Source organism: Corynebacterium sp., from assembly GCF_030532715.1.
Classification (GTDB): domain Bacteria; phylum Actinomycetota; class Actinomycetes; order Mycobacteriales; family Mycobacteriaceae; genus Corynebacterium.
Window position 1 is genome coordinate 1 of record NZ_JAUNKO010000009.1, and the last position, 12,042, is coordinate 12,042.

Sequence of the window (12,042 nt, forward strand, 5' to 3'; positions counted from 1 at the left end):
ACCTGTGGAAAACACCCAACAATTCACAGCCACACCAAACACCACCAACACAAACATGGCAAAAAGCAACACAACAGAGTAATACCCAACCCCGACCCACCACCAACACCAAACAACACCCCACACCACGACCAACACCCAAACCCACCCCGCAACTAAACCCCTAGTGGTGATGAAATAAGCAGTGCAGGGAGGATGAATACGAAGTTGATAATCAGGTGTGAAAGCACCATGGGCACGAGGCGCTGGTGTTTGAGTGCAATGATTCCGGCGCCGAGGGTCCAAATGTGGACAATGCTAGGAGGTAGATCGCCGCAGCCAAGAGTGTGGGCGCCAGCAGCACATGGGGTGGCAAAAACTCGAACGCTTGTAAGACTAACGCCAAGACCTTGGGCAGTGCAGAAAGCGGATTCATGACCTTCGCGGATACCCGAAAAATCTTGGAAGGCCATTTGTTTGCGGAGGTTTATACGGCGAACACCCAGTGACCGGCATGGAACACTGGGTGTCGGGATAAAGAGGAATTAGCCTTCGATTTCGGCGAGAACCTCATCGCTGAGGGACATATTCGTATAGACGTTCTGGACGTCGTCGGAATCTTCGAGGGCGTCGAGAAGGCGGAAGATTTTCTTGGCACCGTCTGCTTCGAGGGGGACTTCCACCGATGCACGGAAATCCGAATCGGCCTCGTCGACCTCAATGCCGGCGTCGATAAGCGCTTCTTTAACGGCAACCATGTCGCCGGCAGCGCACACCACTTCGAACTGTTCGCCGAGGTCGTTGACTTCCTCAGCCCCGGCGTCGAGGACCGCGAGCAGGACGTCGTCCTCCGCGAGTTCGCCCTTGGCCACGAGCACGACACCCTTTCGAGTAAAGAGGTAGGACACGGCGCCGGATTCGGCCATATTTCCGCCGTTCTTGGTCATGGCAGTGCGAACCTCGGTAGCGGCACGATTCCGGTTATCGGTCAAACATTCGATGAGGACTGCGACACCGTTCGGGCCGTAACCTTCGTACATAATGGTTTCCCAATCGGCGCCACCGGCTTCCTCACCGGAACCGCGCTTACGGGCGCGCTCAATATTATCGTTGGGCACGGAGGCCTTTTTGGCCTTCTTAATCATGTCATCCAACGTCGGGTTAGCGGCCGGGTCTCCCCCACCCATTCGGGCCGCTACCTCAATATTTTTAATCAGCCGGGCAAACTCTTTGCCACGCTTGGCGTCATTCGCCGCCTTCTTGTGCTTGGTGGTTGCCCATTTAGAGTGGCCGGCCATGTCCGTACCTTTCTTCGATCATTGATACGCAGCACGAAGTCGTACTTACGCGCACTCAGCTGCTTAGTTTTACGTCGCCGCAAATCCGGCATTACAGGTGGTCGATTATACGCTGCGGGATATGGTTTCCTCGCTCGGCAGTGCGTGCAGGTACCCAGCCGCGTCTACAATGCGCAAAAACAGCTGGTGAATCGCCGTATTTTCCGTAACCTCCGGATGGAAAGACGTAGCCATACATCTGCCCTGCCGCACCGCCACGATCGCGCCCTCAGCAGGGCCACTGGGCACCCGCGCCAACACCTCGACTTCATCGCCAACACGTTCCACCCAAGGAGCGCGGATAAACACCGCGGTAACCGGTTCGGCAACGCCGTCAACCGCCAAATCTGCCTCGAAGGAATCCACTTGCCGGCCAAACGCGTTGCGGCGCACCGTCATATCAATCGCGCTCAAGCAGTGGGCATCCGGGCGAGTATCCAAAATCTCCGAGGCCAATAAAATCATGCCGGCGCAGGTGCCATACGCAGGCAAACCTGCCGCCAGAGCTGCGCGCAACGGCTCGAGCATGCCGCCAAGCTCCAATAGCTTAGACATGGTGGTGGATTCTCCACCGGGCAAGATGATCCCACTCAGTCCGTCTAAATGTTCTACGCGGCGAACCTGCCGGTGGTCAACGCCCAAACGGTCAAGCGTGCGCTCGTGCTCCTGCACGCCGCCCTGCACAGCCAAAATACCGATCACTGATTGTCTGCTTCCTGTTGCGATGACGTTAATGGTGTTCAAAACATGTTGCTCAATTTCGCGCGAAAGCCCTAGATCCCCGTCATGGGAATGGCTTTCGCACCCGGCTTGAGCGTACGCGCAAGACCCTCCTGAGTAACAACCGCAACGAGATTCCCGGTTCGATCGAAAATTCGACCGTGGGTTAACGCACGTCCGTTGGCTGCGGACGGCGACACTTGGTCGTAAAGCAACCACTCATCCGCGCGGAAGGGACGGAGAAACCACATCGCATGATCCAGCGACGCCTCCTGTACCTGCGCATCCGGGTGCGGCACCAGCGCAGATTGCAGCAACGTCATATCCGACATATACGCCAAGGTGCAGACATGGAACGTATCATCGTCCGGCAGTTTTGCCTTTGAACGGAACCACACCACCTGCTGGCTTGGGGTGTACGGATTGTGCTGAAACTGCTCTGTAGGCACCACGCGAATGTCCCACTCTGACCACTCTTCTAACAGCTTGCGCGTGGTGTACCGCATCGCATCCATGTCCATCACAATGGACTCTGGGGCTGGCACTTCACGCATCACATCGGAGTGGGTTACTCCCTCATCACCACGGCGATGGAAACTCGCCTGCATGATAAAAATCGGGTGACCATCCTGGACCGCTTTGACTTGACGGGCGCAGAAGCTCCTGCCGTCCCGGATGCGATCCACCAAGAACACGGTTGGTTTTTCGGACCTACCCGGCGCAACAAAGTAACCGTGGAGCGAATGAACATCGTATGCCTCATCCACGGTCCGCGTCGCAGCGACAAGGGTTTGTGCAGCAACCTGTCCACCAAACGTACGTTGCAACGCCGTTTCTACGGTGGCGCCGCGGAAAATATCTTGGTCTATCTGTTCGAGGCTCAGAATAGTCTCAATCTGCGACATGTTTACGTTCCAGATTCCTCAGTATCGGGGGTGGTCAAAGCGGATATCAGGGTACTCGCTTTCACCGCCAGCACTATTCACGCACCCCCGATCGCAGGCTGGCTTGTTCATTGGTTCACCGATCAGTCGCCCTGATGCACAGGCCAGTTGCCCAGCGTGCTGGACTGCGCGCCGGTTAATTCGCCGTTGAGCGGCCCAACGAATGCCGCAAGGCGGACTCCAAACGGGGGAACCTGAACTCAAATCCGTGTTCGATTAATACGTCCGGAACGAGCTGCGCAGAGCTCAACGCCAACTCCCGCGCACCCTGCTGACCTAACACCAGCGACGGCACAAATCCTGGCGTTGGCACCCGTGCCGGCCGATGCACCACCCTGCCCAACGTCTTCGCAAATTCACGTTGTTGCACCGGATGCGGAGCCGCCGCATTGATGGGCCCACTCACTTCAGAATGGAGCGCAGCGAAAGCGTACACACGTACCATGTCTTCGAGGCTAATCCACGGCATCCACGACGTCCCGCCGCCGAGCGGACCGCCCAATCCTGCGAGATACAGGGGCATTTGCGCAGCTAGCAACCCGCCGCGCGCGGAAAGCACCAGCCCGGTGCGCACTAACGCAACCCTGATATCGAACTGTTGAGCGCGAAGTGCGGAGGCTTCCCATTCCTGACATACCGTGGCCAGAAAATCGTCCCCACGCGCGCCGGATTCGCTGACTTCGCCGGCATCGTGGCCATAAAACCCGCTCGCCGAGGCGGAAATCAGCGCCTGCGGACCACCATCTTTGCGCACCGCTTTCATGGCCTCCACCAGCGTCCAAGTGGCGTCGCGCCGCGACTGATAAATCGCACGCTTGTGCTGCTGCGTAAACGGCCCGAGTATCGACGCCCCGGCAAGGTTTACCACCGCATCAACACCAAGGAGTTTCTCCGGGTCCAGCTCATGTTTCTCCGGATTCCAGGACACAAACTCCACCCCGGGGACTGCGGCTTTCGGTGGGTTGCGCGTGAGCGCAACCACTCGGTGCCCGAGCGCCCGCAGGAACGCTGATAATGCGGTGCCCACCAGGCCAGTTGCTCCGCTAATCGCAATGGTTTTCGCCGGTTCAGCCGCCGCTTCGGCGCCCGTGACGGCACGCAACCACGCCTGAAACTCTAAATCAGCGCGGGTCTGAGCACTTCGGTATGCGAAAACCCTATCGAGCTCGTTGAAGATCATTGAAGTCAACGCCACACCCGCACGCGTATTTTGCCTCGGGCCGACTTCGGGCAGATCGAACTCAATGCGATCAGACGCCTGGCACCGCGGCTCGGCCGCTCCCCCACCCAACCCCACAAACACGTGTTCGTGCCGCCAATCCGCGAATGGCCCTTCCACCATGTGGTCTACAAACCTGCGCCCTTGTTCGTATTCAATATGTTCGGCAACCCACCGCACCCCAGGCCGCAACAACCCCGGCAATGCCCGCCCCGAAAGCATCGAAAGCCACGCTGGCCGCAATACAAGTTCGCTGCGTGATCCGACCCGCAACCCTTGCGTGGGTTCTTGCACCACGCACGCAGACCACTCAGGGGAAAGGCGGACGATAGCTCCAGGAGATTCGTAATAAGCGGAGACGGATTCTCGCGCCCACGGAAACTCATCCGCGTACTCATAAGTCAACATATTTTGGCTCCTCACCTGGCCCGCCCTATTCACCACAGTTCGCGCCGTATCGTCACTGCGGTCACCGATACGCCCAAGAATAACCAACTCTAGAACGGACGCGCACAACTCATCGAGGCTGCTCGGATCTCGGGTTCAGGCAGATTCGACACCTCGGATGCCGCACGGCCGCATTTCCGCAAGACGCGTAAGCACCGTGTCGAATGTGCCTGAGCGGCAAGGCAAATCCGTCCAACGCTTCAAAAAACGTCGAGCCGAAACTGGCACAGCGCGGCTGGGATCGCCGGAGAACTAGAAACAGCGCTCACATCCAGATATGTCGCACACACCCCACCGCCCCGAACCCACCCCTGATCCCCCCCCCGATCCCCGTGTGCGGCTACCAGCCGCGGTCAGCTAACCGATGCGGTACTGGGATTTCGTCGACGTTGATGCCAACCATGGCCTCGCCCAAGCCGCGGGAAACCTTGGCGATCGTTGCGGGGTCGTCGAAGTTTTGGGTGGCCTGCACGATCGCTTTTGCGCGCTGTTCGGGGTTGCCGGATTTGAAGATGCCGGAACCGACGAAGACGCCTTCGGCGCCGAGTTGCATCATCATCGCGGCGTCGGCAGGCGTTGCGATGCCGCCGGCGGTAAAGAGCACCACGGGAAGCTTCCCGGTACGCGCAACCTCGAGCACCAGTTCGTATGGCGCTTGCATTTCCTTGGCGGCCACGTACAGCTCGTCGGTAGCCATGGACTTCAGCCGGTTAATCTCCGCGCGAATCGAGCGCATGTGCGTAATAGCGTTGGATACGTCGCCGGTGCCGGCCTCGCCCTTGGAGCGGATCATGGCGGCGCCTTCGTTGATGCGGCGAAGCGCTTCACCAAGATTCGTCGCACCGCACACAAACGGCACGTCGAAGACGAATTTATCGATGTGGTTTTTGTAGTCGGCAGGGGTTAGCACCTCGGATTCGTCGATGAAATCCACGCCGAGGGATTGCAGCACCTGGGCCTCCACAAAGTGGCCGATGCGCGCCTTGGCCATCACGGGGATCGACACGGCCTCGATAATGCCTTCGATCATGTCGGGGTCGGACATGCGGGAAACGCCACCTTGTGCCCGGATATCAGCGGGGACGCGCTCCAGCGCCATGACTGCGGTAGCGCCCGCATCTTCAGCGATTTTCGCCTGCTCGGGGGTAACAACGTCCATGATGACGCCGCCTTTGAGCATTTCGGCGAGGCCGCGCTTCACGCGGGCGGTACCGAGGGTGGGGGTGTCGTTGCTCACTGTAACTCAAGTCTCCTATGTAGAAATCTATGCGACTTCCAACCATGATAAACCGGTTTGCCGCCAGCGAGACACCCGCCCTGGGTTTTTGCCGCCGACTTCCGCCGCCGAACTACATCGCGCACCGAGCTACATCGCGGCGAATTCGAAAAACTCCGGCAGCGGCGCCGTGCCACCTAAATAGAACAACCGGACAAGTGGGCGCACTCTCAGGGCGCGAGTGTCCGCCACGGCGTCGTTATAGAACCGGTGTGCCAGTTGCACGCGGGCTTCCGCATCGACCACCGCAGCGGGCAAGTCCCCGTCCCATTTGGCAATCGCTGCGGACACCTTGCGCTCACAGTTGGCGCGTTGGTCGAACCGCTCTGGCACCAGCGGCACCGCCTCCGCGTGCGCGCATATCGACGCCGCGTCCTGCCCCAGCGCCCCCACCACCGCCGCCCGCCGATCCAAGGCGGCCTGCAAGGATAACCGCGCACAATCGGTTCGAATGTGCAGACGATTGAGGCGCTGCGCTGTGTGATACGCCCACGCGATGCACAGCGTGACAAGTGCAACTAGTACGAGCCAAAGCGCGAACATACACGCACCTTCCCACCGGCGACGGTTTCATACACCCGCATCACATCGTTGGCCACGGTGTCCCAGTCGAAGCGTTGCGAACGTAGCACCCCGCGCTCCGCCAATTGCCGCCGCGCCTCGGGGTCGGCCAACAGTGCGCTGAGCTGGCGGGCGAGGGCGGCGGCGTCGCCAACCGGGAAGAAGCTGGCGGCGTCTGCGGCAACGGCGGTAAATGCCTCTAAGTCGCTCGCGACCACCGCGCACCCCGCCGCCATAGCCTCCACCAGCACAATGCCGAAACTTTCCCCGCCGACATTGGGGGCGACATAGATGTCCGCTCGGCCGAGAATCTCCGCCTTTTCGGCGTCGGAAACCTTGCCCACGTAGCGCACGTGTGGCTGCGTTCGCGGCGTGCCCCCACCGATAACGGTGCAGGTAAATTCACCTTGGACACGCGTGAGGGCATCCAGCAGCACGTCGAGCCCTTTCCGCGGCTCGTCCAGGCGGCCCAGGAACACAATCTCCGGGGTTGGCTGCGGGGGTTTACGGGCGGCGGCGAAGCGCTCCGTATCCACACCGTTCGGAATGAGCACCGAATCCCCGCCCAATTGTTCTACCTGCCAACGGCGCGCCATTTCCGACACCGCGATGCCGCCGCGAATCCGCTCCAACCAGGGTCGCAGCAGCACCCCCACGAGTTTTAACGCGCGCGACCGACGACTGGACGTGTGGTACGTGGCCACGATCGGACCATCCGCCACCCACAGCGCAATCATGGAAAAACTCGGCGAGTTCGGCTCGTGCACGTGCAGGACATCGAACTCACCCTCGATAAGGAACTTGGTTACCCGGCGGACGACGCCCGGCCCGAACGCGATCCGCGCCACCGAACCGTTGTACGGCACAGGGAACGACCGTCCGCCCCGCACCACAAAATCCGGAACCTCGGTGGTGGGACTACACGGGCCCAAGACTCGCACCTCGTGGCCGGCGTCGATGAAGTGTTGAGCGAGGTCCAGAATGTGCGCCTGCACCCCACCCGGCTCATCGAACGAATAGGGACAGACCATGCCGATCTTCATTCGCCCCTCCACACGGGTTGCAGCACGTGCCAGTCCTGCGGGTGCGCCCCGATCCCCTTTTCGAACTCACAAACGATGCGCTGGGCGGTAGGTTGCAGCTGATCAACCTCGATCTCCGGCGAAATGGTAAACCCCCAGCCGGTGTCCGTGAAAAAACAATGCACTGCGTGCAGGCACGCGCCCGTAGACAACGCTAACGCCGCCGGGCCCGCTGGGACGGTGGTGGGCGCACCGAAAAACTCCACGGGCACGCCAGTGGCTTTCAAATCCCGCTCCCCCATAAGCACCACGATCCCGCCCCCCTGGAGCACCGCCGCTAGCTGCTCAAAGGGGCGCGACTTGCCACCGCGGTCCGGAATAACGCGGAAACCCAAGGACTCCCGGAAGCGCAGAAACTCCCGAAACAACTCCTCCGGTTTGAGGCGCTCCACCACGGTGGTGAACTCCCCGTAATCGTGCGCGAGCCAGGCGCCCGCAACGTCCCAATTCCCGGAATGCGGCAGCGTCAACACGACCCCGCGCCCGCTGGCGATGGATTGTTCCAAGTGTTCCCGCCCCTGCACAGATTCGCGCACCTGGTCGAAGAACTCCTCGGACACCAGGGTGGACAGGCGAAACACCTCCATCCAGTATCGAGCGTATGAGCGGACAGCATCGCGAATCAACCGATCCGTCACGGCTTCCGCGCCGACCACATAGCTAAGGTTTTTTCGCAATTGCGGCATGCCCCTGCCCCGGCGGGAGGCCCAGTCCGCGCCCCAACGAAACCCGGCGCCGACGAGCCACTGCGGCAAATACCGCACTAATCGCCAACCCATGCGATAGCCGAACAGCGCCCAATCGACAGTCATCGCACCGCCTCTTTCGAACCCACTGGCGGGTCGACGATCTCCCCCGCATACGGGGAACGTGAAGCCTGCACCAAGCGCTGGACCACCGTCAACACGGAGCCGAACGCTAATGCCCAGATCGCGACGTCGATAGCAAACGGAACACCAAGCCCAGTCAAGCCGATGCCGCCCAGGCCAATCAACAGACGCTCCGGGCGTTCGATCAAACCACCAACCATGGTGAAACCGCTGGCCTCACCGCGCGCCTTTACGTACGAAATAACTTGCGAGGCGACAAGGACGACAAACGCGGCGACAATCGTGGCGGTCGGCGCGTGATAGGTAAAAATCAACCACCAGGTAATCGCGGAAAACAACGCACCATCGGTGATGCGGTCGCAGGTGGCGTCGAGGGTAGCGCCGAACTTCGTACCGCCGCCGCGCAACCGCGCCATGGTGCCGTCGATTAAGTCCATGGCTGCGAACAACCCAGACAGCACTGCGGCCCACACGAGGTGCCCGGCGGGAATCAAACAAACGGCCAATGCGATAGTGCAGGCGGCGGAAACAACAGTCACCACGTTCGGCGCCACCCCCACAGCGAGGAGCGCCTTAGCAACCGGCTCCACAACCACCGCCGCTGGACGACGGCCGTGCACACTCAGCATTGCACTACCTTCCCTCACCAAGGACCTTGCGGACCTGGTGTTGCTCATTCCTACAGTGTGACGGTACCCGGCGCGTCTTCAAGTTCAGACCACGCGCGCGCCAGCAACTCACGGGTGTCGCGCAACACCTGCGGGAGGACCTTCACGCCGTCGATAATCGTCATGAAATTGGCGTCGCCGCTCCACCGCGGAACCACATGCATGTGCAAATGATCGCCCACGGAACCGCCCGACGAACGCCCCAGGTTAAACCCAAGGTTAATAGCATGCGGACGTGACACCTGCTTCAACGCACGGATAGCCGTCTGCCCAAACAACATCAGCTCCGTCATCTCCGGCGGCGTCAAATGCTCAAACTCCGCCACCTTGCGGAACGGAACCACCAGCATATGGCCAGAATTGTACGGAAACAGATTCAGCACGCAGTACACAAGTTCGCCGCGGGCGACGATCAGGCCGTCCTCATCACTCATGCGCGGCACCTCTAAAAACGGATCGCGGGAACTACCATGCTCCTGCTCCGCGCCCTGGGCGATGTAGTGCATCCGGTACGGCGCCCACAAACGTTCGAGGCGGTCCGGGGTGCCCAAACCCTGGTCCACAAAACTATCGTCGTGCTGCAACAGATTCCTCACTCGGCTGGTCATTGATGCGCTGGCGAACCCACCGTTCAATCAGCTCAACGGCCTCCGCGACCGGAACGCCATTCACCTGGGAACCGTCAAGGAACCGGAAACTTACGGCATCGGCGGCCACGTCGCGGGCCCCTGCAAGCAGCATAAACGGAACTTTGCCCGTAGTGTGGTTGCGAATCTTCTTCTGCATCCGATCGTCCGAAGTATCCACCTCGGCACGAATCCCACGCTCCCGGAGCTCAGCGCACACGTGTTCAAGATGAGGGACGAAATCATCCGCCACCGGAATGCCCACCACCTGGTGCGGGGCAAGCCACGCCGGGAACGCACCCGCATAATGCTCAAGCAACACACCGAAGAAACGTTCAATCGAACCAAACAGGGCGCGGTGAATCATGATCGGGCGCTTCTTCGTGCCATCGGACGCCGTGTACTCCAAATTGAAACGCTCCGGCAGATTGAAATCCAATTGCACCGTGGACATCTGCCACGTGCGGCCAATCGCGTCGCGCGCCTGGACGGAAATCTTCGGCCCGTAAAACGCAGCGCCACCCGGATCCGGCACAAGATCAAGGCCAGACCTATCGGCCACCCGCTGCAAAATCTCCGTGGACTTTTCCCAGATTTCATCCGAACCCACAAACTTCTTCGGGTCCTTGGTGGAAAGCTCCAGGTAGAAATCATCCAAGCCGTAGTCACGCAGCAGTGAAATGATGAAATCAATCACCGTGGAAAGCTCTTGCTCCAGCTGCTCCTCAGTGCAATAAATGTGCGCATCGTCCTGGGTAAAACCGCGGGCGCGAGTCAAGCCATGAATGACGCCGGACTTTTCATAACGGTAGACCGTGCCGAACTCGAACAACCGCAGCGGCAATTCACGGTAGGACCTGCCACGGGAAGCAAAAATAAGGTTATGCATCGGGCAGTTCATCGGCTTGGCGTAATAATCCTGAGCCTGCTTCGTCACATTGCCATCCGCATCCGTTTCCCCATCCAATTGCATCGGGGGGAACATGCCATCCGCATAAAAATCCAAATGACCGGACTTTTCGAACAAATCCCCTTTAGTGATGTGCGGAGTATTCACAAAGGAATAACCCGAAGCAATATGGCGGCGCCGCGAATGCTCTTCCATTTCAAGGCGCACAATACCGCCATCCGGATGGAACACGGGGAACCCAGAGCCGATCTCATCGGGGAAGCTAAACAAATCAAGCTCGGCGCCAAGGCGGCGGTGATCACGGCGCTCCGCCTCCGCCAACATTGTCTGGTATTCGTCAAGCGCCTCCTTGGACTCCCACGCCGTGCCATAAATACGCTGCAGCCCAGCATTCGCCTGATCGCCGCGCCAATACGCAGCAGAAGAACGCGTCAGCGCAAACGCCGGAATATACCGGGTGGTAGGCACATGCGGGCCGCGGCACAAGTCATACCATTCGACGTCCCCCGAACGCGGATTCAAGTTGTAGTAGCCGGTGAGCTCACCAGCGCCAACCTCAGTGGCTTCCTCCGAATTCGGATCTACATTGCCCTTATCCTCGATCAGCTCCAGCTTGTAGGGTTCGGCAGCGAGAGCCTCACGGGCTTCATCCAGAGAATCGTAGACGCGCCGCTCAAACCTTTGACCCGACTTGATGATCTTTTTCATGCGCTTTTCAATGCGCTTCAAATCCTCAGGCGTGAACGGTTCCGCAACATCGAAATCATAATAAAAGCCGTTTTCAATGGCGGGGCCGATCCCCAACTTCGTTCCCGGGAACTCAGCCTGCACCGCCTGCGCAAGCACGTGTGTAGTGGAGTGACGAATAACACTGCGCCCCTCCTCCGTATTCGCAGGGACCGGAACAAATACCGCATCCTCAGCGGGCACAAAGCTCAAATCCTTCAACTGCCCCTCAGCATCCCGGACACACACAATCGCTTCCGGGCCCTTATTAGGCAACTCCAATTCCCGCATCGCAGCGCCAACCGGCACCCCAGCGGGAACCCGGAAACCAGCATGCTGGGGATTATCACAAATACACACGTAACGCGCTCCTTTTGCGCTCAGGCGGGAGGCGACATACCTGGCCGTCCCCGCAATCGATCACACAATCCGGATGTTAAAAACCATGCGCTACCCCACGCAAAACGAAAAAAGGGGCAGTCAACCGAAATGCCTGCCGGACATACTACCCCTTACAGTTTCACCCCGAACACTCCGGCTCCCCGAAAGCTGAGGGTTTAGTTGCGGGGTGTGTTGGGGTGGGTTTGGGTGTTGGTCGTGGTGTGGGGTGTTGTTGTGTGGTGTGGTGGTGGGTCGGGGTTGGGTAATACTCTGTTGTGTTGCCTTTTGCCACGTTTGTGTTGGTGGTGTTTGGTGTGGCTGTGAATTGTTGGGTGT

General features: G+C 59.6%; 11 protein-coding genes. All 11 read right to left on the reverse strand.

Going from position 1 to position 12,042, the window contains the following annotated elements:
- Window positions 1-524 precede the first annotated feature (524 nt).
- A complete protein-coding gene (locus tag Q4D83_RS11980; protein WP_303175546.1) occupies window positions 525-1,277 on the reverse strand; it encodes a YebC/PmpR family DNA-binding transcriptional regulator in 753 nt (250 codons plus the stop codon).
- A 105-nt stretch (window positions 1,278-1,382) separates the two neighbouring features.
- Window positions 1,383-2,018 (reverse strand): pyridoxal 5'-phosphate synthase glutaminase subunit PdxT, encoded by a 636-nt coding sequence (gene pdxT / locus Q4D83_RS11985; protein ID WP_303175547.1) that lies wholly within the window; start codon window positions 2,016-2,018, stop codon window positions 1,383-1,385.
- Between the two features lie 71 nt (window positions 2,019-2,089).
- Window positions 2,090-2,941 (reverse strand): acyl-CoA thioesterase II, encoded by an 852-nt coding sequence (locus tag Q4D83_RS11990; RefSeq protein WP_303175548.1) that lies wholly within the window; start codon window positions 2,939-2,941, stop codon window positions 2,090-2,092.
- A gap of 175 nt (window positions 2,942-3,116) precedes the next feature.
- Window positions 3,117-4,607: a TIGR01777 family oxidoreductase gene (locus Q4D83_RS11995; RefSeq protein ID WP_303175549.1), complete on the reverse strand. Its 1,491-nt coding sequence runs from the start codon at window positions 4,605-4,607 to the stop codon at window positions 3,117-3,119.
- A 379-nt stretch (window positions 4,608-4,986) separates the two neighbouring features.
- Window positions 4,987-5,883 (reverse strand): pyridoxal 5'-phosphate synthase lyase subunit PdxS, encoded by an 897-nt coding sequence (pdxS, locus tag Q4D83_RS12000; RefSeq protein WP_303175550.1) that lies wholly within the window; start codon window positions 5,881-5,883, stop codon window positions 4,987-4,989.
- A 129-nt stretch (window positions 5,884-6,012) separates the two neighbouring features.
- Window positions 6,013-6,465 carry a hypothetical protein gene (locus tag Q4D83_RS12005; RefSeq protein WP_303175551.1) on the reverse strand — a complete coding sequence of 151 codons (453 nt, stop codon included), beginning with the start codon at window positions 6,463-6,465 and terminating at the stop codon, window positions 6,013-6,015.
- Window positions 6,441-7,526, reverse strand: a complete 1,086-nt coding sequence (locus Q4D83_RS12010) for a glycosyltransferase family 4 protein (protein WP_303175552.1) — start codon at window positions 7,524-7,526, stop codon at window positions 6,441-6,443. Before Q4D83_RS12010 ends, Q4D83_RS12005 begins: the two co-directional genes overlap by 25 nt.
- Window positions 7,523-8,377: a phosphatidylinositol mannoside acyltransferase gene (locus Q4D83_RS12015; RefSeq protein ID WP_303175553.1), complete on the reverse strand. Its 855-nt coding sequence runs from the start codon at window positions 8,375-8,377 to the stop codon at window positions 7,523-7,525. Before Q4D83_RS12015 ends, Q4D83_RS12010 begins: the two co-directional genes overlap by 4 nt.
- Window positions 8,374-9,024 (reverse strand): phosphatidylinositol phosphate synthase, encoded by a 651-nt coding sequence (gene pgsA / locus Q4D83_RS12020; RefSeq protein WP_303175554.1) that lies wholly within the window; start codon window positions 9,022-9,024, stop codon window positions 8,374-8,376. The genes Q4D83_RS12015 and pgsA overlap by 4 nt, the downstream gene beginning before the upstream one ends.
- 50 nt (window positions 9,025-9,074) lie before the next feature.
- Window positions 9,075-9,671, reverse strand: coding sequence for an HIT domain-containing protein (locus Q4D83_RS12025; RefSeq protein WP_303175555.1), 597 nt, complete (start codon window positions 9,669-9,671; stop codon window positions 9,075-9,077).
- The gene (gene thrS / locus Q4D83_RS12030; protein ID WP_303175556.1) at window positions 9,631-11,616 is read right to left on the reverse strand and encodes a threonine--tRNA ligase; all 1,986 of its coding nucleotides are present in this window, start codon (window positions 11,614-11,616) and stop codon (window positions 9,631-9,633) included. Before thrS ends, Q4D83_RS12025 begins: the two co-directional genes overlap by 41 nt.
- Window positions 11,617-12,042 lie beyond the last annotated feature (426 nt).